We start from the raw sequence: 23571 nt of genomic DNA on the forward strand, positions 1-23571 counted from the left end.
TCACCAGACGTCGTTCGTGGTATCGAACCGAAAGTATTACTTCACTTACCTTTTCGCCCGAACGGACCGCGGGACTTCCTGGCTTCACGAATCGCCGTTGCAAGGCCACGACGCTTCCCGGTCTCGGGATCGATGGTCAGCAGACCCGCAGGCTCATTGGCGAACTTGCGTTCGGATGCTGTCTCCGGTGCATCGTCCGCGGTAGCCCGAAGATACTTGTTCGGCAGCGAGAGCTTGGCGATTGTTCGCCACGACAACAGATACTGCTTGCCGATCGATCCGGTGGTGTACGGCAAGTCGTATTTCTCGGCGAGCTGCACAACGCGAACCTTGATCTCCCGCAAACGATTACTGGGAAGATCCGGGAACAGATGGTGTTCGATCTGATAGCAGAGGTTTCCGCTCATGAACTCCATGACGGGGCCCGCGTCGAAATTCGCACTGCCGAGCATCTGACGCAGGTACCACTGCCCCTGAGTCTCACCCTCCATGTCGGACTTGGTGAACTTCTCGGCGCCGTCGGGAAAGTGACCACAGAAGATGACGGTGTTCGTCCACACGTTGCGAATCATGTTCGCAAGGAGATTCGCCGTCATCGTCGACTTCCACGCGGGACCGGTCAGAGCCGGGTACACCACGTAGTCCTTGACGACCTGCCTGCCGACCTTCTCGAGAACCTCGCGGCGCTTCTGAACGAACTCCTCGCGCGGAATACGCCCCTTGGCAACCTTGCCCAGTTCGAGGTGCTGGGCTGCGACGCCGTACTCGAAGAACAGCTGCAGCAGCAGGTTGAACACCGGGTTACCGAGATTGAACGGCTTCCAGCGCTGATCGCGAGTCACCCGCAGCAGCCCGTAACCGACGTCGTCGTCCATACCGAGGATGTTGGTGTACTTGTGATGAATGTAGTTGTGGGTCTGCTTCCAATGCGCGGACGGTCCGGTGTTGTCCCACTCCCACGAGGTGGAGTGAATCTCCGGGTCGTTCATCCAATCCCATTGCCCGTGCATCACATTGTGCCCGAGCTCCATGTTCTCGATGATCTTTGCCGCGCCGAGCAGTCCCGCGCCGAGCAACCAGGCGGGACGCTTGCGGCTCGCGAAAAGGGTTGCACGACCACCGATCTCGAGGGCGCGCTGAAAGCGAATCGTATTGCGAATATATTTCGCGTCACGCTCGCCCCGCGAAGACTCGATATCTCGACGTATCGCGTCGAGTTCGACTCCGAGCGCTTCCACGTCGGCGTCGGTCAGATGTGCGTATTCTTTGATTTCCGAAATCGCCATAGGATACGGCCCTCCTGGCAGTCGTCGAGGTGCACTTCGTACACGTTCTTGCAACGACCGTACCGCAACTTACGGTTGCGTAGGTTACGCGCGCGTAGGTGTGAGTGAACTCACTACCCCTTTGCGCGACGCAGTGCCTTCGCCTGGCGCTTGGCTTCCTTTTTTGCGTTCCGAAGGGTGACCCGTGCTTCGGCGATAGCCGAACGAAGTCCTCGCCGCTCACCGGTCATCGGATCGATTCGGAGCGCATGGACGGCAGGATGCTCGCCCGTGCGGAAACGTCGCTCAGAGCTCGTCTCGGGCGCATTGTCGGAGGTAGCCCGCAACCAGGAGTCCGGAAGCGAAAGCTTGTGAATGGTACGAAGCGCCAACAGGTATTGCTTACCCAGCGAGCCCGTAGTGTACGGAAGGTCGTACTTCTCACAGAGCGCATGAACGCGTTCGGAGATTTCCGCGTACCGGTTGCTCGGAAGATCGGGAAACATGTGGTGCTCGATCTGATAGCACAGGTTGCCCGACATGAATGCCATGACTTTGCCCGCCTCGAAGTTTGCACTTCCCAGCATCTGCCGCATGTACCACTCGGCGCGAGTCTCGTTCTCGAACTGGCCGATGGTGAACTTCTCCGCACCATCGGGGAAATGTCCGCAGAAGATCACTACGTACGTCCACAGGTTGCGCACGAGATTCGCCGTCGCATTGGCAGTCAAAGTCGACTTCCACGCGGGGCCGGTCAGCGCGGGAAAGAGAACGAAATCCTTGCCTACCTGACGCGCGATCTTGCGGCCGAACTGTCGGTTGGACGCCGACTTCCAGAACGGCAGACTCGTCTCGCCGTCGAGGTCCTTCTTCGCATCGAGATCGTGCAGGGCGATGCCCCACTCGAAAGTCATGGCAAGGAGAACGTTGGCCAAGGGCTGAATCAGGTTGATCGGCTTCCATGGCTCGTCACGAGTCATACGGAGAATGCCGAAACCGATGTCGTCGTCCATTCCGACGATATTCGTGTACGTGTGATGCGAGTAGTTGTGCGCTCGCTTCCACTGCTCCGACGGCCCCGTCTGATCCCATTCCCACGAGACAGAATGAATCTCCGGATCGTTCATCCAATCCCATTGCCCGTGCATCACATTGTGCCCGAGCTCCATGTTCTCGATGATCTTTGCAACGCTGAGCATCGCTGTTCCGGCTAACCAAGCGGGTCGATACTTGCTGCCCAACAGAACAATTCGAGCTCCGAGCTCCAAACTGCGTTGCACCCTGATGGTCCGGCGGATATAGGCGGCATCCTTGGCGCCACGACTGTCCTCGATATCACGTCGTACCGCGTCGAGTTCGTGTCCGAAGGCTTCCATATCGGCTTCGGTCAGGTGAGCAAACTCCTTGATGTCCGAAATGGCCATCGTGGTCCTCCAGGGGTCCTGGGCCTAGCACTGATGGCTTAGCCCGAATGTCTGTCAGGCGACGGAGCGCCCAGTCGAATAATAACCGAAGATACTGAGAGGTAGATGTGCTGCCCCGCAGCGCACAGGTGTTTACAGGTCGAGAGTGCAGTCGCCGGCTGCGGCCGAGATGCACGTCTGAATTCGATCACCTTCACCGTGCTGTTTGCCTGAGCGGAGATCGATGACATGGCCTGCAGTCAGCGGAACCACGCAGGTCTGACAAATCCCCATCCGGCATCCAAAAGGCATCTGCACACCGACATTTTCGCCTGCCTCGAGCAGACTCGTCGCGCCGTCGACCTCAGTGGAACGATCCGACTTGGCGAACGTCACCGTTCCGCCCTTACCAGAAGTGTCAGCGCGCGAAATCTCGAATCTCTCGAGGTGAAGCTTGTCTTCCAACCCTTCGTGTTTCCACACTCGCTCGATCTCTTCGAGGAGAGAAGCGGGACCACACGCCCATGTCTCCCGGGCACGCCAGTCCGGGTACAGCTCGTCGAGCGAGGCGAGTGCGAACTTGCCATCGGACCGTGTCAGCTGAATATGCGAATGAAATTGTGGATGCGCCTCGGCAAGGGCAGAGAGTTCGTCCGCGAACATGACCTCGTCCTCGGTAGGTGCCGAGTGAATGTGCACGGTGTCCGACAATTCTCCATGGCGATCCAGCGCACGCAGCATCGAGATCACCGGCGTGATGCCACTACCGGCCGTAAGAAACAGAATCTTGTCCGGAGGTGGCGTCGGAAGCGCAAAATTTCCTTTCGGCGCGGCCAGTCGAACAATGGTGCCCTGTGGGACTCCACCGACCAGGTGACTGGAGAGGAAACCCTCGGGCATCGCCTTCACGGTGATCGAAATACGCTTTTCGTCCCAGTTCGGCGGTGACGTCAGCGAATACGACCGCCAATGCCACCTACCGCCGAGGTGGAGACCGATGCCGATGTACTGGCCAGGCTTGTAATCGAAATTGAAGCCCCACCCCGGTTGAATGACGAGCGTCACGGCGGTGGCGGTTTCCTGCTTCACTTCCACGACGCGTCCGCGCAGCTCTCTGGCCGACCACAACGGATTGGCGAGGTGCAGGTAATCGTCGGGAAGCAAAGGGGTCGTGATCCTGGTGAACGCTCCGCGCAGCATGTTCAGCTTGGGCCGCTTGGGCGCAGATACGTCCGCAGCAGGGGCTTCCAGCCACTTCTTGAGGTCCATCCGGTTGGTCATCCCCTCGCTCGAGGCAACGGTACGTTGCTGTAAGTTACGCTACCGTAGGTTGACGAAACGCAAAAGCGACGTGGGTTACACCGCCGTCACAGCAACGCGAGCAAGAACGGCAATTCCTGCGTCGCGTACCACGCCAGAATGTGGTCTTCGGCATCGCCGAGGACGAACTCTGCGTCGGGATCACCGACGTCGGCCGCGTCGACTACCGCGACAGCTTTTCCGACCGCTTCCTCCGCGCTCTCCAGATCGAGGTGAACCGACGCCACCTCGTCCATGCGCAGCGGGTTCTTCAACCGAACGACCGCGTCGTCGAGATCGGGACGAAGCGTCGGGTCCTCGACGTCCGCGGCAATGACCGCTCGTCGATGCACCACTCCCCCGTCCACTACCCCGGCATCGGTCTCGTCCTCGATGCCTGCGGCGATGAGCCGCAACGACGCCCTGGCGGCCTCGTTCATTGCGACCTCGGCCAACTCCTCGTCGTCACCCGAGGAATACGCCTCTCGTAGGGACGGCGTCACCGCGAATGCGGTCCTGCTCACCGGATGGAATTCACCGTCTGCCACCAGCGTCCTCAACATCGCAACCGTCGCCGGTATGTACACCCTCACAGTAGAACTCCTCACACTCTCGACTCGTTGCTGGCATCGATCAGCTCTTCGAGAGACTCGAGTAGCAGTGCTGTCACCACGTCGACGTCGGGCATCGCACCCCGGTCGGCGTTCAGCCCGAAGTACACGGAGCCGTCGTACGACGTCAGACCGATACTGAGGGCCTGATTCTCGAAGAGCGGGGACACCGGGTACATCTCCAGCATGCGCGCTCCACCCACATAGAGTGGAAACTGCGGTCCCGGAGCGTTGGTGATGATCAGGTTGAACAGTCGCTTCGAAAGTCGACTACCCGCTCGCGCGCCCATGGCATGCAAGCTGGCCGGAGCAAATCCCGAAATCCGCATCAGAGTTTGAGCCGTCACTCCGGGTGACTGTCGCGCATGAGCTTCGGTCGCATGAGAAATATGGGACAGCCGGACGACCGCATTGGGCTCCCCGACCGGCAGGTCCACGAGAAACGACGCCACTTCGCTGCGCGGCACCTCGGCTTCGGGCTCACCGGTCAGCCTGGCAGCGTGCTCGACGGGTCCTGCCCCTTCGTTCGAGACGTACACCGACATCGGCACCAACGCCCGAACCGTCGACGACTCGGTCACCGGTTCGCCGCGCGAGAGAAGCCAGTTGCGCAATGCACCCGTCACCACAGCGAGTACGACATCGTTGATCGAGCAACCGAATCGGGTGTGGATCTTTCGATAGTCGGACAGTTCTGTCTTCGCCACCGCAAACCGACGATTCCGAGATATCGGAGTATTGAGCGGGCTGGCGGGAGCAACCTGCGCCGCCGTGCGCACGGCGGAAAACACTTTGCCCGTCGCGGCAACGACCTCACTCGCCACGTCGGTGATCCCGCGGAACGCATCTCGGACGGCTTCGATGCCTTCACTTGGGCGAACGATCATCTCGGTGATGGCATCGAGGACGAGTGTCGTGTCCTTGGGCTCGCGTGCCGGCATCCACAGTTCCTCGGCCATGGCAGGGGGGCTCTTGCTCGCGTCGAGGATGACTTGACCGAGCTCGAGTGCCATCTCTCCGTCCACGAGAGCAGAATGCGATTTGGTGAAGATGGCGAATCTGTTTTTGGACAACCCCTCCACGAGGTACATCTCCCATAGTGGACGTGTTCGGTCCAGGGGTCGGGAGGTGAGCCGGGCAATCAAATCGTGAAGCTGATCATCGGAACCCGGTTTCGGTAACGCAGACCGACGAATGTGGTAGGTGATGTCGAAGTCCGGATCGTCGACCCATACCGGGCGCGCCAGCCCGAATGCGACCTCGCGAACCTTCTGCCGATAGCGGGGCACGAGAACCAGACGCTCCTCGACAAGCTCCAGCAAATTCTCATAACTGAAACCGCTGCGCGGTGTGCGGAAGGTAGCCAACGATCCCAAATGCATGGGCGTGCTGCTGGCCTCGAGAAAGTAGAAAGACGCATCCTGCGTAGTCAGCCTTGTCGCCATCGCGAATCCTGCTCCCCGTTTCCGTTCGCCGGTACCTGCTGGTTCTGCCCGACACTCGAATCGGCCATGTCGATCGAACTTGGATGAAGCAAAACGCTACAGCCTTTTCTACCTGCTGCGCGAAAGACACCAGTGGAACCGTACGGCCTCCGGTTCCGTCTCTTTCACTAGAGGATGCATATACCGCGACGTAAGGGATGCAAGAAAATGGACAACCTACCTGTGCCGAACCGTCATACATTCCTTTCGCACGCCCGCCCTTTCGAGCCGCCGACGGCCTCGGGAAGTGCCGCCGTACACGCCAGAAATCGTCTCGACCACCATCTCGCGCAAGTACACGCCGGCAGCCAGTCGGGCCGGCGACGTCGCCCCTTCCAGCGAAGTCTCGGCAACCACGCTCACGGGGGCACACCTGGATCGAATGTCGTAACCCCAGCCGAGCGTCAGGCTTCCGAAGACGCACAGCGCGGTGCAGAACACGCGTTGCGACTGATCCTGGAGATTCTCGACAGACGCCGAACAACGGCCAGGCTGGGCGCCTTGTTCACCCCCACTGTTGTCGAGTCGCTGAAAACCCTTGTGAATTCGCAGCCACCCGGCCAGAGTCTCGGCGCCGCGTCACTACGACGGGTGCACGTGAGTCGATGCGCGAAGAACTCCGCGGAGGTGTTCGGCACCTATGCCCGCGGACCGCGCATCTTTGCGGTGGCCGCCCGCCTCGAGTATCGAAAGACTGCGCGACACTCGGGCTGGACGGTCACCTCGGTCAGGATCCGTTGAGGTCTACCGGAACGATGGCAGGCCCTCAACGCTTCTTCTTGGACCTACCGGACTTGCTGGAGGTCTTCGACTGCTCGCGGGCTGCCTCGCGTCGCTCTCGGCGCGTCCCCTCAGGGGTGATCGGGGTTCCTTCGGTCGCTGACCCGCGTTGACCGGATCCGCCACCCGAACGCCGTACCTCGGTACCGCCGTCTTCGTCCGGACCGGAGAACGTCAACCTCCCGCTGGGGCGCTCGTCGAGGCCCTTCGCGCGTAGGGCGCTCGGTGCCGCACCTTGCGCCGGCTGTGCGAGGTGGTCCTGTGTCGGCAGCGGATTCTGAATCGGTGTCTTCTGGGCAGCCGTCGACTTCTGCATCGACGCACCGGCAGTACCGATCGGAGACGCCAGACCCGGCGCGACGGCCAAGCCTGCCCCTACCGCAGGACCTGCGGGGGCGGGGGTCGCCTCGACCTGCAGGTTGAACAAGAACCCGACGGATTCCTCTTTCAACCCCTCCAGCATTCCCTGGAACATGTCGTACCCCTCGCGCTGGTACTCCACCAGAGGATCGCGCTGCGCCATCGCGCGCAGGCCGATGCCTTCCTTGAGGTAGTCCATCTCGTAGAGGTGCTCACGCCACTTTCGATCGAGCACCGAGAGCAGCACCCGACGCTCCAGCTCACGCATTCCGTTCTCGCCCGCGATCTCCTCGATGTTCTTCTCACGCGTCGCGTACGCGGCCCGAGCGTCGGCGAGCAATGCCTCGAGAAGTTCCTCGCGGCTCAGATCGCCCTTTTCGCCGAACTCGTTCTCCTGCGAGAGCTCCTTGTAGTCCAGACCAACCGGATACAAGGTCTTCAATGCCGTCCACAACTGCTCGAGATCCCAATCCTCGACGTACCCGTCAGCAGTAGCCCCGGTGACGTAGGCGGTGATCACATCGGTGATCATCCCCTCGACCTGGCCTTCCATGTCAGCGCCCTCGAGGATGCGGCGCCGCTCCTCGTAGATGACGGTGCGCTGCTGGTTCATGACCTCGTCGTACTTGAGAACGTTCTTGCGGATCTCGAAGTTCTGCTGCTCGACCTGCGTCTGCGCACTCTTGATGGCCTTGGAGACCATTTTGGCCTCGATCGGCACGTCATCGGGCAGGTTCAGACGAGTCATGATCGATTCGAGTGCGCCACCGTTGAATCGACGCATCAACTCGTCACCGAGTGACAGATAGAAGCGGGACTCCCCTGGGTCACCCTGACGACCGGAACGACCACGAAGCTGGTTGTCGATCCGGCGCGAGTCGTGCCGCTCGGTACCGAGGACGTACAGTCCGCCGGCATCGCGTACCGTCGCCGCGTCGGCTTTCACCTGGGCCTTCACGGTCTCCAGGGCAAGCTCCCACGCATCTTGATATGCGTCGGGCGTCTCCACTGGGTCCAGACCCTGCTTACGCAGCTGCAGATCGGTGATGATGTCCGGGTTACCACCCAGAACGACGTCGGTGCCACGTCCTGCCATGTTGGTCGCCACGGTGACCGCACCGAGCATGCCGGCCTCGGCCACGATGGTGGCTTCCTGCTCGTGGAACTTAGCGTTGAGGACGCTGTGCACTACGCCTTGCTTGGTGAACTGCTTGGACAAGTATTCCGAGCGTTCGACACTCGTCGTTCCGATCAGAACCGGCTGTCCTTTGGAATGTCGTGCGACGACGTCGGCCACCACCGCATCGAACTTCGCCTCTTCGGTCTTGTAGATGAGGTCGCCGTTGTCGACGCGAACCATCGGCCGGTTGGTCGGGATCGGAATTACTCCCAACCCGTAGATCTGATGAAGCTCAGCCGCTTCGGTCTGGGCAGTACCGGTCATGCCGGACAGAGTGTCGTACAGCCGGAAATAGTTCTGCAGCGTGATCGTGGCGAGAGTCTGATTCTCGGCCTTGATCTCGACCTTTTCCTTCGCCTCGATGGCCTGGTGCATGCCCTCGTTGTATCGACGCCCCACCAGGATGCGACCGGTGAACTCATCGACGATGATGACCTCGCCGTCGCGGACGATGTAGTCCTTGTCCTTGGTGTAGAGCTCTTTCGCCTTGATCGCGTTGTTGAGGTAGTTCACCAGCGGCGAATTCGCGGCTTCGTACAGATTGTCGATGCCGAGCTGGTCCTCGACGAATTCGACGCCCGCCTCGTGGACACCGATGGTCCGCTTACGGATGTCGACCTCGTAGTGCACGTCGATCTTCATCATCGGCACGATTCGGGCGAACTCCCCGTACCACTTGGACGAAGCGTCAGCCGGACCCGAGATGATCAGCGGCGTGCGCGCCTCGTCGATGAGGATCGAATCGACCTCGTCGACGACCGCGAAGTTATGACCCCGCTGCACCAGATCGTCGAGGGAGTGCGTCATGTTGTCGCGGAGGTAGTCGAAGCCGAATTCGTTGTTCGTTCCGTAGGTGATGTCGGCCGAATAGGCCGCACGTCGCTCGGTAGGAGTCATTCCCGAGAGAATGACGTCGACCTCGAGGCCGAGGAAGCGGTGGACTCGGCCCATCCACTCCGAATCTCGCCTGGCCAGGTAGTCGTTGACCGTCACCACGTGCACTCCGTTACCGGAGATCGCATTGAGATATGCAGGCAGAACACAGGTGAGGGTTTTGCCCTCGCCTGTCTTCATCTCGGCGATGTTCCCGAAATGCAGAGCTGCTCCGCCCATCACCTGGACGTCGAAATGGCGCTGCGACAGCACTCTGGACGACGCTTCTCTGGCGACGGCGAAAGCCTCGGGCAGCAGCTCGTCCAGCGATTCACCGGACGCGAATCGATTCTTGAACTCTGCGGTCTTGCCATGCAGTTCGGCGTCGGACAGCCGCTCGACGTCCGGAGACAGGGTGGACACATGGTCTGCGATGTTCTTGAGCCGCTTGACCATGCGACCTTCACCAACACGGAGCAGCTTGGAAAACGACAGCGAAGGCACGGGCTTTCTCGTCCTCGATCCTCGGTTACGGATATCGGCTAACAAGATATCGACTGGTCATATACGTCGTAGCGGGGCGTTACGGCAGCGCCGGTTGCGCTGCACTCACAAGAAAGTCTCATGCCAGCAGCGGACCGACGCGTCCATGGTAGGCGCTGATGCTGAGTGCTTTGTAGGCCCACCACACGTCGGTGGACCCGACCTGGGGTCGAACCCCAGGTCGGGCCCACTGACGTAACTCGAAATGCACGTCGGACCTAGTGCGTAGGCCAGATCAGGTGAGTCTGATCAGGCCGTAGTCGAATGCGTGCCGTCGATACACGACGGACGGGCGGTCGGAGACGCTGTCATGGAAGAGGTAGAAGTCGTGACCGACCAATTCCATCTCGTAGAGAGCGTCGTCCACGCTCATCGGTGCAGCGGAGTGAACTTTGGTTCGGACGATCTGTCCGGGCCCCGTAGCCTCGTCCTCGAACGAATCCAGCTTGATATCCGGGTTCAGTGCCAGACTGTCGTCCTCAGCCAACTCCGCCGTAGCCTCGGCGACCGATACCGGAGTCTTGTCACCGTAATGGACCTTGCGGCGATCCTTGGTCCGACGAAGACGCGCTTCCAGTTTCGATGTGACGGACTCGAGCGCCGCATAGAAGCTGTCGGCAGTAGCTTCTGCTCGAACAACCGGGCCTTTGCCCTTTGCGGTGATTTCCACGCGCTGACATGCTTTGGCTTGTCGACGGTTGCGCTCGTGCTGCAGTTCGACGTCGAAAAGGTAGATGGAAGGGTCGAAGCGCTCGAGTCGGGCCAGTTTTTCGGAGACGTACACCCGGAAGTGGTCTGGGATCTCGACGTTGCGGCCCTTGACCACAACGTCGGCACTGGTCTTGGTGGACTCGTCCGAAGGCTTCTCGTCGAAGAAAACAGAAGCTTGTGAAGGGGTCGTCACTCGTACCTCCCGATATAGGCTGCACCGCTTTTCGCAGTGCGGCAAATGTTCATGCCGAATGGGGAACCAACCGGCATCACGTGCGGCTGCATCACCTCCACTACGAGACCCCGAAAAACATATCGAGGTCATGTCCGCGACGTTAGTCTGTCATCCGCTCGTGTGCCACTCTTCACTCGAAATTGGTACGTCTGCGTGTCCGGAGCGCACTGCCGAGGCCCCCTACCGAACTGCTGCAACTACCAACACCCCATCGACACGCACTCCCGAATTCTTTAGGACACTTACTGATTCGGTCGCCGTCGCACCGGTGGTGAGTACGTCGTCGACGAGAAGGACAGTTCTCTCACGCGGAATTCCCACGCGCGCAGCGACATCGCCGACTTCGGTGCGTCCGCGATGTCGACGACCTGCAGATGTTGCGCTGCGCGAGAGTGCCAACTCGATGCGACCCGCCACATTCGCCTGCCGCTCGGACGCACTGAGCCCGACCGAATCTCGCACGCCCCTGCGCATCCGTAATACCGACGGTATCCGCACGACTTCTTGCCCTAGCTCGGCCGCGGTCGCTCTGACACAACGCTCTACATGATCGCCACCTCGCACTCGCGCCGCACGCGCTCGAGTGGGCGCAGGCACGAGCACCAGACGAGAAAGCTCGGGCGGATCGATCTCACCGAGTATTCGAAGTTGCCCGACCGCGTGGGCAAGGGCCCGTCCGAGCGGGACCGCCACATCGTGCCGGTTCCGTTCCTTCAGCTCGAGAACCGCGCTTCGGCGGGCCCCGGAGTACGGCCCGAGCGCCCAGCACGGCACTCCTGGGTCGGAACGAGGCGATACCCGCTCGACGGCGGAACACACCGTGTCCTCGCACCGAGGACACCACAGGGTTCCCACAGCACCGCAGCCCCCACACTCTCGAGGAAGTGCCAGGTCGAGCAACGTCCGAACAGTTGCGTTCATACGGCGAATCACAGCATCCGGGTACGACACTTTTTTCCTGCCGGATACAGCGCTCAGCCTGGCAGGATCGGTGTCGCTTTCACTCCTGCCAGTCCGGCTACTTCACGCCAGTAGCGGTCACCGGCAGGATCACCATTGTTCAGCTGAAATACTGCTCGCGAATCCGCGACGTACTCGTTCGTCGGCGACGCGTCGACAGAGAGCACCGGAGTTGTCAGGTTCCGGCTCGGAAGCGCGTCGAGGCGCGAACCGTCGGTTGTAACCTGCACTACCGGCACATCGGTCGCGATACGCACGATGACGATGGCATCACCGGTGCTCCAGTCCAACGCCAGAGCGTCGCTGCCGAGACCGTTCGCCACCGCCTTGGGAGACATCAGGGAGTACGAGCCGTTCGCCTTGCGCACCACCGACGCGACATACACCAACCCGTCGACGATCATGGCCGCCCGGACACCGTCGCGTGATAGCCGTAGGTCGGTGATCCTCACACCGAGCGCAGTGACGGCGGTGGCATCCACCGGAACCACCGACACCTGCCCCGTCGCTGGATCCCGTGCTGCGCGAATCACATTCGTACCGTCGATGACAGCCCAGGCCGCGTTGTTGTCGGCACCCCAGGAAGGTCTGGTGATCGACTGTCCCTCCGCCACCGGGAAGGCACCACTGTCGTACCCGCCGATCATCAATGTCGAGGACGGCTCGGGCACCGGGCGGCCGGTGTCTGCGACACCGGCCACCAGCGTTCCGTCGTTCGACAGCGCGACGCTACGCAGGTTGTTGACGGTGCCGAAATATCCTGGAACGGGAACGGCACCGTAATCCTCGACCGACATCAGTTGCCCGGCGACCAACGCGTGTAGGCCCACTGCAGTCTCGGATGTCCCCAACGGATCGAGAGAACCGACATCTGCGGTCGTCCACCCGTCCTGCTTGTCGTCGTCGAGAGGTTGTCCGTCGGCGAGCAGGACGTACGGACCGGATATATCCGCCGATGCCAACGTCCAGATCACCTGGGCAGCAAGTAGCTCACGATTCTTCGTATCCATCGACTGCAGTCCGCCGAAATCGATTTTCACTCCGCCCGGACCGACGCCGACCTGTGTTGTTCGACCATCGGCCTTGGTAATCGGCCCACGAACGCCGACATCGTTCGACAATTCGTTCGACACCGCAGGCGCCAACGTCTGTTTCGGCCCGTCGATCAGCAATTGCACGAGCTGGTTGGCCAGTTGATCAGGAGAACCGGTGAGCCACCGCACATCGGGAACCAACGCCGCACCGAGCGGATCGACGAAGAACAACGACTGGCGTTGGTAGGCATTGAAGAACTGCGAGCGATCGATCAAGACGCCAGGAGGAAGCTCGTCGATGCGCCACTCCCCGTCGACCTTGACCATCCGAATCGTCGAGTCCACCGAGCCTGCACCGGCCTGATAGTCACCACCCGACGCGAGGACACCCACGGTATTCGATCGAATCGTGTACTCCGATTCGTCCGAAGTGCGAGGGCCGGACAACAGGTCGATTCTGTCCGCTACGACGGTTTTGGCCCCGTCGTCCCAGGTACTGGAGGCATCGCGTGTCAGATATTGCCGTGCAGCTTGATGGCGGTTCGCCGAATTCGCGCTCGCCACGAGGAAGTCGCGGACGAGCAGATCGGGCTCACGTCCTTCCGCCGGCGGTGGCGGTGTAGTCGACGCCGCTCCTCCCGTGATCGAACCGATTGCCTGTGGGGTCGACGATTCGGGCAGGCTCGCGCATCCTGCGAGCGACAGGAGGACGACCAGCACAGCAGCAACGGTCGCCGAACAACGCCGGATCACGATGACTCCGAAGGGTTCGAAGGGGCCGTCGACTCGCTGGCCACTGCAGGCGTCAACTCCGAGTGCTCCGCATCCGGCGTCGGCGGCGTATCGGTCCGCGAGGTCGACGAGGGTAGCGGCTGGCCCTGTGAGTAACGCCGAGTACTCGGCTTCAGGGGCAATGGACTTCCGATCACTTTGTGTCCTCGCACGAGTGGCAACGTCAACCGGAAGCATGCGCCTTCACCCACAGCCCCCCAAGCCTCGAGCTTCCCGTCGTGCAACCGTGCATCCTCGACGCTGATGGCAAGTCCGAGACCGGTCCCGCCCGATCTGCGCACGCGAGAGGGATCCGAACGCCAGAAGCGATTGAAAACGAGCTTCTCCTCACCGGGACGTAGCCCCACTCCCTGATCTCGGACGACAAATGCCGCAGCGTCCGCATTGGCTCGGAGCCGCAGGAGAACAGGCTTCCCTTCGCCGTGATCGAGAGCATTGGCCAGCAGGTTTCGCAGTATTCGCTCGACACGACGCGGGTCGACTTCTGCGATGACGGCAGTATCGGGCATATCCACTATCACCTCGGTGCCAGTCTCTCGTGCCAAGTGCCGCACCGTGGACACTGCCGCTCGCGCGCACATCCGTAGATCGAGTTGTTCCGCGGCCAGTTCGGCGACACCCGCGTCGTGGCGGCTGATCTCGAGCAAATCACCGAGTAGCGTCTCGAACCTGTCCAGCTCGTTTACCAACAACTCAGAGGATCTCCTCAAGGCCGGATCGAGATCTGCACTGCCATCGTGGATCAGATCAGCGGCCATGCGCACCGTCGTCAGCGGGGTTCGAAGCTCGTGGCTCACATCGGAAGTGAAACGCCGCTGCAGATTTCCGAACTCTTCGAGCTGAGTGATCTGTTTGGACAGGCTTTCCGCCATCTCGTTGAACGACATGGCAAGCCGCGCCATGTCGTCCTCGCCGCGCACCGGCATGCGCTCCTTGAGTCGTCCATCGGCGAATCGAACAGCGATACGTGAGGCCGAGCGAATCGGTAGCACCACTTGCCTGGCGACGAGCATCGATATCGCTGCAAGTAGGACCAAGAGCACGACCGCACCGATGAGGAGCGTTCCGCGGACGAGTGAGAGTGTTCGGTCCTCACTCCCGAGTGGAAACACCAGATACAGCTCGAGCCCGGCGATATCGGATCCGGTGGGTGAACCCATGATCAATGCAGGCCCGGAGTATCCACCCTCGTTATCGGAGACCGTTGCGTACTGATAGCTGATCAACCCCTGCTTCACGAACTCACGCAAACTCGCGGGAATGTGATCGACGGGACCGACGGAGGCGTCGCTGCGGACACCGTCGCCTTCGACGATCAGCACCGGGTCGAAGGTGCCCGCGGACCCGGAAGCCTGTCCGGCATCGACGTCGCGGCTGGTCAATTGTGCACGCGCGCGCTCGAGACGGGTGCTCAGCCCGCTCGAGTCGTCGGCTCCGGCCAGCGACCCTTCGACAGTGGTACGTGAACGATCGAGTTCCTCGGTGGCGGCGGTGATCTTCGCCTCCAGCAGACGATCGGTGATCTGACTGGTCAGAACGACCCCGAGGATGGTGATGACGACCAGCGACAACGTCAGAGTCGAGACCACCACGCGCAGCTGAAGCGAACGGCGCCAGGCATGACCGAGCGCAGTACTGAGCGAACGCAACCAGCGCAACAGCGGCGAGAACGTTCCGTTGATTCGCCGCCGAGAGTGGGACAATCGGATCACGGCGGTCCGGCTTTGTAGCCGACCCCTCTCACGGTCAGAACGACTTCTGGGTTCTCGGCGTCCTTCTCGACCTTCGCACGCAGGCGCTGAACGTGAACATTGACCAGACGTGTGTCAGCGGCATGGCGGTAGCCCCACACCTGTTCCAGAAGCACCTCACGAGTGAATACCTGCCGCGGTTTACGAGCAAGCGCCACCAGAAGATCGAACTCGAGCGGGGTCAAGGACACGAGCTCGTCCCCCCTGCTCACCTTGTGGGCGGGGACGTCGATCACGATGTCGGCAATGGACAACAATTCGGCCGGCTCGTCCTCGGTGCGACGCAATCGCGCCCGAACACGAGCGACCAGTTCCTTCGGCTTGAACGGCTTCATGATGTAGTCGTCCGCGCCGGACTCGAGGCCGAGAACGACGTCGACAGTGTCGGTTTTTGCCGTCAACATCACGATCGGCACTCCCGAATCCGCACGTAGAACTCGGCACACGTCGATGCCGTTCATTCCTGGAAGCATCAAATCCAGCAACACCAGATCGGGTCGGTTCTCGCGAACCGCGGCCAGAGCTTGAGTGCCGTCACCGACGACGAAAGGCTCGAAACCCTCGCCACGAAGGACGATGGTGAGCATTTCGGCCAGAGCCGAATCGTCGTCGACTACAAGAATCCGGGGCTTCATGTTCCTATGGTGTCACTTTCATGCCGTCAGATGTCTCATTGACCAGGTGCGCGGCGAGTTGGGTCGGATCGACGTCGCCGTCGATCACCTCCCACGGTGACACCCAGTTCGCGGCGGCCAACCCGCCATAGGCCGCCGAAGTCCTGCTTTGAAGCGAGGAGTCACGCTCGTAGGAATCTCGGACGCGAGTCGAATCCTCTTCCTCACGTGCCGCAGCACGTTCGGCAGCGAGCTCGACGGGGACGTCCAACAGGATCTGCACATCAGGAATCGGCACCCCGAATCGCTCGAATTCGAGAGCTCGAATCCATTCGACCCCAGCGCCGTCGGCCTGCTCTTCGAGCCGTGCGGCAGTGTATGCGGCATTCGAGGCAACATATCGATCCAACAGAACGATATCGTTGTGCGAGAGCAGCTTTCGGATCACCTCTGCCGCATCCCGTCGATCCAGGGCGAACAGCAAAGCCATCGCGTGCACACTCTCAGCGGTATCACCGTGCTCACCGCGCAACGCCTCGGCAGCGAGATCGGCATGAATCGACAATCCGTACCGTGGGAACCCGACGCGAGCGACCTCGCGGCCCTCGCGCTCCCACGCCGAGACGAGCCGACGGGCCAGGGTGTTCTTGCCCGCCCCGTCGACTCCCTCGATCACCAGCAATTTTCCCACTGCTACCGCGTCCGGATCAGTAGCGGTAATGCTCGGGCTTGTACGGGCCCTCGACATCGACATTGATGTATTCGGCCTGCTCCTTGGTGAGCTTGGTGATCGTGCCACCGAGTGCCTCTACGTGGATGCGAGCAACCTTCTCGTCGAGGTGCTTCGGCAGGCGGTACACCTCGTTGTCGTACTCGCTCGGCTTGGTCCACAGTTCGATCTGCGCGATGACCTGGTTGGAGAAACTGTTGCTCATCACGAACGACGGATGACCCGTGGCATTGCCCAGGTTCAGCAGTCTGCCTTCCGACAGAACGATGATCGAATGGCCATCGGCGAACTGGAACTCGTCGACCTGCGGCTTGATGTTGATCCGCGTGACGTCCTTCGCGCGCTCGAGACCGGCCATGTCGATCTCGTTGTCGAAGTGGCCGATGTTACCCAGAATCGTCTGGTGCTTCATCCGCTGCATGTGCGCGAACGTGATGATGCCGAGGTTGCCCGTCGAGGTGATCACGATGTCCGCCTTCTCGATGAACTCCTCGACGGTTCGCACGTCGAACCCGTCCATGAGTGCCTGGAGCGCATTGATCGGATCGGCTTCGGTGACCGTGACGCGAGCACCCTGGCCCTTCAATGCTTCGGCGCAGCCCTTACCGACGTCGCCGTAGCCACAGACCAGAACCGCTTTACCACCGATGAGAACGTCGGTACCACGGTTGATTCCGTCGATCAACGAGTGACGAGTGCCATACTTGTTGTCGAACTTGCTCTTGGTGACCGAGTCGTTGACGTTGATCGCCGGGAAGGTCAATTCACCGGCCGCAGCGAACTGGTAGAGCCGCAGTACTCCGGTGGTCGTCTCTTCCGTGACGCCCTTGACCGACGCTGCGATCTCGCTCCACTTGGTCTTCGACTCTTCGAGCGAACGGCGCAACAGGCCGAGGAACACCTGGTACTCGTCCGAATCATGGTCTTCGTCGGTGGGGGGAACGACGCCGGCCTTCTCGAACTGAGCGCCACGAAGCACGAGCATCGTCGCGTCGCCGCCGTCGTCGAGAATCATGTTGGGGGGCTGCGGGGTCCCGTCAGCGGCTGCCGGCCACGTCAGCATCTGCTCAGCGGCCCACCAGTAGTCCTCGAGGGTCTCGCCCTTCCATGCGAAGACCGGAACACCCTTGGGCTCTTCGACACTCCCGTACGGTCCGACCACGACGGCCGCGGCCGCATGATCCTGGGTGGAGAAGATGTTGCACGACGCCCAGCGAACCTCGGCGCCGAGGGCGACCAGGGTTTCGATCAGCACGGCAGTCTGCACGGTCATGTGGAGCGATCCCGATACTCGAGCGCCCTTGAGAGGCAACACGTCGGAATATTCGCGACGGAGTGCGATCAGACCGGGCATTTCGTGCTCGGCGAGGCGGATCTCCTTACGGCCGAACTCCGCCAGCGACAGGTCTGCGACCTTGAAGTCGATTCCACCGAGGTTGTCCGCGGTGAGTGCCGATCCTGTGGCCGAACGATCATCCGGCGTTACTGAGGTGGTCATCTTGCCTCTCCTGATTGCGTGAAGTTCTCATTCAGGCTATCGGGTCTGCGCGCCGGGGGTTCGCGCTACCTGCTTTTGGTCATCCGGGCCGTTGCGCATCCGGGCACTGTGTATGTCCGAAGAATCGTTTCGCGCTTACGGGGAAGGATGTTTGCTCTGCTCACGTCACCGTCGTAGTGCGCAATCACTCGCGGGTCCATGACCCGACGCCACAGCGGTGGGAACGCCGCCATCATCACCATCGTTGCGTATCCGGCCGGCAACTGTGGTGCCTCGTCGCAGGTACGAAGAACCTGATAGCGCTTGGACGGATTGGCGTGATGATCACTGTGCCGCTGCAGGTGATAGAGAAAGATATTCGTGCACAATCGGTCACTGTTCCAGCTGTGCCGTGGTGAGCACCTGACGTAACGCCCCCGAGCGTTCTTTTCCCGAAGCAATCCGTAGTGCTCGACATAATTGACTGTTTCCAACAACAAGAAACCGACGACCGCCTGCAGCACGAGGTACGGCAGAATTGCAGGCCCGAATATCAGTGCCAGCAGCGAAAACAGCACCGCACTCATCAACCATGAATGCAGAAGATTGTTTCGGATACTCCAGGGTCGGATGCTCTCGCGAGCCAACCTCTGCGTTTCCAGATGCCACGCCGATATCAACCCAAGGACCACACTGCGAGGCAGGAAGGTCCACAGATTCTCCCCGAGCCGTGAACTGGCTGGATCATCGGGCGTTGCCACTCTGACGTGATGTCCCCGGTTGTGCTCGACGAAAAAATGCCCGTAGAAGGTCTGCGTCAAGGCAACTTTGGCAAGCCAACGTTCGTGTTGTTCGACCCGGTGGCCCAACTCGTGTGCCGCATTGATCCCAGTTCCGGCGACGAGGCCGACCGTGACGGCCAGACCGATCCTGTCGATGATCGTCAAATCTCCGAAAGCCCACATCCAGCACGCGACCAGCAAGGTGAAGAACTGAATGGGCAGGAACGCATAGGTGCACCATCGATAGAACTTGTCTTCCTGCATCGACGAGACGTCTGTATCGGACGGATTGTCGCCGTCCTCACCTGCCACCTTGTCGAGGACCGGGATGATCACGAAGAAGACCATCAAACCGCTCCACCAAAATATCGGCATACCGGTCCACAGGACCAGTTGCGAAGGCAGCAAAGCCGAAGCGGGTGCGAGGAGACCGAGCAACCAGAGGTACCGCTTGTAGCCTCGCCGGCTTTTTGCGATGGCAGGATGCGCACCGGAGACCTCGTCCACAACCGCACAGTTACGACCGACCTGGCTCAACCCACACCCCCTGAAGCTCGACCCGAAGTTGGTTCGAGGAGCCTATAACATACCTACTGCCCCGTAAAGTGGCTATTCGAGCGCGCTGGCGCGCTATTTCGAGTCGCGTTCGTTGGCCGCTGCGCGCGCACGGATCGTCTTGTCTGCGTTCTTCCGGCTGTAGGCGAAGTAGATTACGACGCCGATTGCCATCCAGACGACGAACCTGATCCACGTCTCGACCGAGAGATTGACCATCAGCCACACGCACGAGGCCACCGCCAGAATCGGAATCAGCGGCATCAGTGGAACCTTGAATCCGCGAGGAAGGTCCGGACGCGTCCGCCGGAGCACAACCACGCCGATCGACACGAGGACGAAAGCGAACAGTGTGCCGATGTTCACCATCTCTTCGAGGGTGCCGATCGGAAAGAATGCGGCGAGAACCGACACCACGCCGCCGACGAGAAGCGTGATTCGTACCGGGGTGCCCCTCGAGCCCGTATGTGCCAATGAATGTGGGACGAGACCGTCACGCGACATGGCGAACAGCACTCGAGTCTGCCCGAGCATCAAGACCATGACTACCGTCGTCAGTCCGGCCAGTGCGCCGAACGAAATGACGTTCTTTGCCCAATCGAGGCCGTTGAGTGCGAATGCCGTCGCGAGCGTGGAGTCGTCACCAGCGAGTTCGGTGTAGTTCACCATCCCGGTCAGCACGAGCGTCACGGCGACGTAGAGGACCGTCACGATGGCAAGAGACCCGAGAATTCCACGAGGCAAAGCCTTCTGTGGATTCTTGGTTTCCTCCGCAGTCGTGGCGACCACGTCGAACCCGATGAAGGCGAAGAAGACGAGGCTGGCAGCGGCCAGCAACCCGTACCACCCGAAGGTGCTACTCCCCGCGCCCGTGACGAAGGACAACAGCGACTGGTGAATGCCCTCTTCGGCGGAGCCACCCTGGGATGGAGGAATGTAGGGAGAGTAGTTCTCCGATTTGATGTAGAACGCGCCGACAACGACCACGAGCAACACGACAGCGACCTTGATCGCGGTGACCACCAACGACACCCGAGACGACAACTTGGTACCGCTGACAAGTAGGACCGTGATGATGAGGACGATCACCAACGCACCCCAGTCGAAATCGAGCGAACCGATCTTCACGATCGGCGATGCCGACCCGATGACCTCACCGAGATACAGCGACCACCCCTTCGCTACCACCGATGACGCCAGCGCGAACTCGAGGATCAGGTCCCACCCGATGATCCATGCGACGAACTCGCCGAAGGTCGCGTACGAAAAGGTGTATGCACTTCCCGCCACCGGGACGGTCGAGGCGAACTCTGCATAGCAGAGCGCGGCCAGCCCACACGCGACTGCAGCTAGAAGAAATGCCAACGACACCGAGGGACCGGCAACGTTTCCTGCTGTGCGCGCGGTGAGCGTGAAGATTCCGGCCCCGATGACGACAGCCACGCCGAACACGGTGAGGTCCCACGAAGTGAGATCCTTCCGAAGTTTGGTGTCCGGCTCGTCGGTGTCCTTCATGGACTGCTCTACGGACTTGGTCCTGAACAGGCCTGTCGTTCGCAGAGCCTTCTTCGGCCGATCTTCGGTCATCGCGTGTGTTCCACCTGTCGAGATCGGGTCACTGACGGTATTCGGCTTGCGAGTTGTTCACACGCCACTTGGAGCCTCTGCTCTGACACCCTAGGGAATGGAGCTCTTGCACGGAGGGTTCCAGCATCGGGCGAAACGCTACCCGACGGTCGCGAAGAATATCTCGGCGTCTCCCCATCGCGCCGCGGCGGTGAACGCTGGATCCGCCGCAGATATCCACACAGCCGAACCTTGCTCGAGCACCAACTCGCGGTCACCGTCGTCCACCACGACCCGCCCCTTGGTACACAGCAGTATCGACGGCCCGTCGCTGTCCGACTTCACCGAAGAACCGTTCGACAACGCGGCGCGGCTCAACGCGAATTCCGGCGCTGGTGTCTCGTAACAGGCGACGGTGTCTCTCATGTCAGGCTCCGCTTCGAGGATCTTCACCTCCGATGGCTGGAAATCCAGAATCCGGAGAAGTTCCGGTACATCCACGTGCTTGGTTGTCAGGCCACCGCGCAATACGTTGTCGGAGTTCGCCATGATCTCCACACCCGCACCGGCCAGGTAGGCATGGAGGTTTCCCGCATCGAGAAAAATGCCTTGGCCGGGGGTCAACGTAATTCTGTTGAGCAGCAACGCCGCCAGCACTCCCGCATCACCCGGATAGGACTCTCCGAGTTCGAGAAGTGTTCTTGCCTCCGCGACGAATTCGCCGCCGTCGGACTGCGCCCGAGTCGAGAGATACTCGATGCACCCGTCGGCGACCAGCGGCAACAATGCATCGAGGGCAGGTCCGGGCAAGGTGATCCAGGAAGTGAACACTGTCCGCAAGCCGGCATCGTCCGGCTGGTCGGCCAGAAGTGATCGATACCCGGACAGAGCGTCCACGTTCAGCGCGTCGATGAACTCGACTGTTCGGCGCGGACACCTGAATCCGGCAAGTGCGTGAAACTCGGTCAACGCAACGATCAGCTCAGGTTTGTGGCTCGCATCGCGGTAGTTCCGCAAGGACGAATCGATCGGTATCCGTGCTGACTCTTCGCGCGCAAATCCCTCGGCAGCTTGAGTCGCGCTCGGATGGGCCTGCAGCGACAAAGGTTCGTCGGCGGCAAGCAATTTGAGCAGAAACGGGAGCCTCCCCAGGTAGGTCGCGGACGTATCGGCCCCAAGCTCGAGAGCCGGGTTCTCATCGATGACGCTGAGCAGCGACCGCGTCGAGGTACCGTCGTCGATCATTGCTGGATCTGCGGGGTGCGCCCCCAACCAGATTTCGGCTTCCGGATGTTCGGACGGAACCGGCCTGCCTTGCAAAGCTGCAAGAGCAGTCCTCGATCCCCACGCATACGACCTGACTGCACCGAGCAGTGGTTGCACTATTTCCCGCCCATCAAATGTAGATACGCGGCGGCCATTTCCAGCCGCGTCGCCAATACTGCCGTTGCCCCTAGCTCACCGGCCGCGTGCGAGGTGCTTCCTGCACCGTCCCGACCTTCGCGCCGGTAACCTCCGGCGCCGTCCACAGATTCCGATGCCGATCCGAAATCGATGCTCCCCCGATCGAACTCGGGTAATCCCGCCGTGATCACGACCGAGTCCGGTAGCGCAGCCGTCCGACGCTCGGCCGACGCGGCGAAAGAATCCGATGCCAAGACGACTACTCGAATCGCTTGTTCGGGCCGGGGGCCGTCGAACTCTTCGTCGTGGAAGAAAGCATCGTATTCGGCGGGTGCTGCGCCGCTCGGTCGACCGGAGGACACGACGGCGGCGATGACATCGGAAAGTTCACTCGCCCCGGCCACGACGCCCGCAGCCCGCAGCAAAACCTCACTACCGTGTCGGGCCAATTCGACGTCGACGGCTCCCGCACCGGACAGCACAACCCTGCTGCCCGAGATCTGAGCAGCAAGCGACTTCGCCGGGTTGTGAAAAACCTCGTGCGAGGGATGATTTCGAGCCGCCTCGGCATCGAGAAGATCTGCAACTTCGGACAAGTCGGGCAGCAAGGACCGATAGGCGCCGTCGGACACAGCGGCGAGAATTGCCGTCCCAGCAGCCAGGTAACGCATCAACGTGTTGTGCTCGCGCACAGCGACCCTCGGTGGAAGGAACACTGCGCGGCCTGCCGCCGCAGAGCGCAGCGGTCCCTCGTCCGGGGTGACGAGAACAGTCTCGGCGCCACGGCGAACGGCTGCGGATATCGATTCTGCGAGCCGTGGATCACCGGCATCGTCGCCGGAGACCACAACTACGTCGAGCGGACCGACCCACAGTGGCGTCGTCGCGGCGTGCACAAGCGGAAAGCCGATGCGTGCACCGAAGGCGGCGATGAGCATGGACGCGGCCCGACCCGCGCGGCCTTCACCCGCGACGAAAACAACGCTGCGAGGGCGAAGATCGCTCAGCCGTTCGGATACGGACTCCTCGACGGCTGCATACGTCGCACGGACCTGCGCGCCTGCCAATGCGGCGCTGCGCAGGGCGCCGTCGGTATCGGCGGCGGCGAGTGCGGCTGTGTCATCCAAATTCAGCAGAGACGACGGAGCTGTCATGGCTATCT

At 61.1% G+C, this 23571-nt stretch carries 18 protein-coding genes; 1 reads left to right on the forward strand and 17 read right to left on the reverse strand.

What is annotated here, in order from left to right; genetic code table 11:
• Positions 1-41 precede the first annotated feature (41 nt).
• From ABIB36_RS11715 to ABIB36_RS11735, 5 genes are all read right to left on the reverse strand, one after another.
• Positions 42-1286, reverse strand: coding sequence for a fatty acid desaturase family protein (locus ABIB36_RS11715; protein WP_354559388.1), 1245 nt, complete (start codon positions 1284-1286; stop codon positions 42-44).
• A 113-nt stretch (positions 1287-1399) separates the two neighbouring features.
• Entirely contained in the window at positions 1400-2689 is a 1290-nt protein-coding gene (locus tag ABIB36_RS11720) for a fatty acid desaturase family protein (RefSeq protein ID WP_354559387.1), read from the reverse strand.
• A 132-nt stretch (positions 2690-2821) separates the two neighbouring features.
• On the reverse strand, positions 2822-3937 hold the full coding sequence (locus ABIB36_RS11725; RefSeq protein WP_354559386.1) for a ferredoxin reductase: 1116 nt from the start codon (positions 3935-3937) through the stop codon (positions 2822-2824).
• 98 nt (positions 3938-4035) lie between these two features.
• Positions 4036-4560, reverse strand: coding sequence for a DUF6912 family protein (locus ABIB36_RS11730; RefSeq protein WP_354559385.1), 525 nt, complete (start codon positions 4558-4560; stop codon positions 4036-4038).
• A gap of 11 nt (positions 4561-4571) precedes the next feature.
• On the reverse strand, positions 4572-6023 hold the full coding sequence (locus ABIB36_RS11735; protein WP_354559384.1) for a WS/DGAT/MGAT family O-acyltransferase: 1452 nt from the start codon (positions 6021-6023) through the stop codon (positions 4572-4574).
• Positions 6024-6230: 207 nt separating this feature from the next.
• Here ABIB36_RS11735 and ABIB36_RS11740 point away from each other — a divergent pair, with 207 nt between their 5' ends.
• Entirely contained in the window at positions 6231-6803 is a 573-nt protein-coding gene (locus ABIB36_RS11740) for an Rv3235 family protein (protein WP_084346860.1), read from the forward strand.
• A 25-nt stretch (positions 6804-6828) separates the two neighbouring features.
• Here ABIB36_RS11740 and secA read toward each other — a convergent pair whose 3' ends face one another.
• From secA to ABIB36_RS11800, 12 genes are all read right to left on the reverse strand, one after another.
• Positions 6829-9711, reverse strand: coding sequence for a preprotein translocase subunit SecA (gene secA / locus ABIB36_RS11745; protein ID WP_502944876.1), 2883 nt, complete (start codon positions 9709-9711; stop codon positions 6829-6831).
• Between the two features lie 322 nt (positions 9712-10033).
• Positions 10034-10702 carry a ribosome hibernation-promoting factor, HPF/YfiA family gene (hpf, locus tag ABIB36_RS11750; RefSeq protein WP_084346858.1) on the reverse strand — a complete coding sequence of 223 codons (669 nt, stop codon included), beginning with the start codon at positions 10700-10702 and terminating at the stop codon, positions 10034-10036.
• 222 nt (positions 10703-10924) lie between these two features.
• Entirely contained in the window at positions 10925-11665 is a 741-nt protein-coding gene (locus ABIB36_RS11755; protein WP_354559382.1) for a ComF family protein, read from the reverse strand.
• Positions 11666-11718: 53 nt separating this feature from the next.
• Positions 11719-13494: an MtrAB system accessory lipoprotein LpqB gene (lpqB, locus tag ABIB36_RS11760; protein WP_502950153.1), complete on the reverse strand. Its 1776-nt coding sequence runs from the start codon at positions 13492-13494 to the stop codon at positions 11719-11721.
• Positions 13488-15242 (reverse strand): MtrAB system histidine kinase MtrB, encoded by a 1755-nt coding sequence (gene mtrB, locus ABIB36_RS11765; RefSeq protein ID WP_354559381.1) that lies wholly within the window; start codon positions 15240-15242, stop codon positions 13488-13490. The genes lpqB and mtrB overlap by 7 nt, the downstream gene beginning before the upstream one ends.
• On the reverse strand, positions 15239-15916 hold the full coding sequence (gene mtrA / locus ABIB36_RS11770; RefSeq protein WP_084346856.1) for an MtrAB system response regulator MtrA: 678 nt from the start codon (positions 15914-15916) through the stop codon (positions 15239-15241). Before mtrA ends, mtrB begins: the two co-directional genes overlap by 4 nt.
• A gap of 4 nt (positions 15917-15920) precedes the next feature.
• Positions 15921-16586: a dTMP kinase gene (locus ABIB36_RS11775; RefSeq protein WP_354559380.1), complete on the reverse strand. Its 666-nt coding sequence runs from the start codon at positions 16584-16586 to the stop codon at positions 15921-15923.
• Positions 16587-16602: 16 nt separating this feature from the next.
• Positions 16603-18123, reverse strand: coding sequence for an adenosylhomocysteinase (gene ahcY / locus ABIB36_RS11780; RefSeq protein ID WP_354559379.1), 1521 nt, complete (start codon positions 18121-18123; stop codon positions 16603-16605).
• A gap of 65 nt (positions 18124-18188) precedes the next feature.
• On the reverse strand, positions 18189-19391 hold the full coding sequence (locus tag ABIB36_RS11785) for an alkane 1-monooxygenase (RefSeq protein ID WP_354559378.1): 1203 nt from the start codon (positions 19389-19391) through the stop codon (positions 18189-18191).
• A gap of 123 nt (positions 19392-19514) precedes the next feature.
• Positions 19515-21026 carry an amino acid permease gene (locus ABIB36_RS11790; protein ID WP_354559377.1) on the reverse strand — a complete coding sequence of 504 codons (1512 nt, stop codon included), beginning with the start codon at positions 21024-21026 and terminating at the stop codon, positions 19515-19517.
• A 138-nt stretch (positions 21027-21164) separates the two neighbouring features.
• Positions 21165-22388 carry a mannose-6-phosphate isomerase, class I gene (manA, locus tag ABIB36_RS11795; protein WP_354559376.1) on the reverse strand — a complete coding sequence of 408 codons (1224 nt, stop codon included), beginning with the start codon at positions 22386-22388 and terminating at the stop codon, positions 21165-21167.
• Positions 22388-23563, reverse strand: a complete 1176-nt coding sequence (locus ABIB36_RS11800; protein WP_354559375.1) for a tobH protein — start codon at positions 23561-23563, stop codon at positions 22388-22390. The genes manA and ABIB36_RS11800 overlap by 1 nt, the downstream gene beginning before the upstream one ends.
• Positions 23564-23571: the final 8 nt, after the last annotated feature.

Origin of the sequence: Rhodococcus sp. UYP9 (genome assembly GCF_040547235.1) — a bacterium.
GTDB lineage: Bacteria > Actinomycetota > Actinomycetes > Mycobacteriales > Mycobacteriaceae > Rhodococcoides.

Coding starts and splice junctions, on each gene's coding strand:
- ABIB36_RS11715 (WP_354559388.1), bottom strand. CDS start 1,286: ATGGCGATTTCGGAAATCAAAGAATACGCACATCTGACCGACGCCGAC.
- ABIB36_RS11720 (WP_354559387.1), bottom strand. CDS start 2,689: ATGGCCATTTCGGACATCAAGGAGTTTGCTCACCTGACCGAAGCCGAT.
- ABIB36_RS11725 (WP_354559386.1), bottom strand. CDS start 3,937: ATGGACCTCAAGAAGTGGCTGGAAGCCCCTGCTGCGGACGTATCTGCG.
- ABIB36_RS11735 (WP_354559384.1), bottom strand. CDS start 6,023: ATGGCGACAAGGCTGACTACGCAGGATGCGTCTTTCTACTTTCTCGAG.
- ABIB36_RS11740 (WP_084346860.1), top strand. CDS start 6,231: ATGGACAACCTACCTGTGCCGAACCGTCATACATTCCTTTCGCACGCC.
- secA (WP_502944876.1), bottom strand. CDS start 9,711: ATGGTCAAGCGGCTCAAGAACATCGCAGACCATGTGTCCACCCTGTCT.
- ABIB36_RS11755 (WP_354559382.1), bottom strand. CDS start 11,665: ATGAACGCAACTGTTCGGACGTTGCTCGACCTGGCACTTCCTCGAGAG.
- mtrA (WP_084346856.1), bottom strand. CDS start 15,916: ATGAAGCCCCGGATTCTTGTAGTCGACGACGATTCGGCTCTGGCCGAA.
- ahcY (WP_354559379.1), bottom strand. CDS start 18,123: ATGACCACCTCAGTAACGCCGGATGATCGTTCGGCCACAGGATCGGCA.
- ABIB36_RS11790 (WP_354559377.1), bottom strand. CDS start 21,026: ATGACCGAAGATCGGCCGAAGAAGGCTCTGCGAACGACAGGCCTGTTC.
- ABIB36_RS11800 (WP_354559375.1), bottom strand. CDS start 23,563: ATGACAGCTCCGTCGTCTCTGCTGAATTTGGATGACACAGCCGCACTC.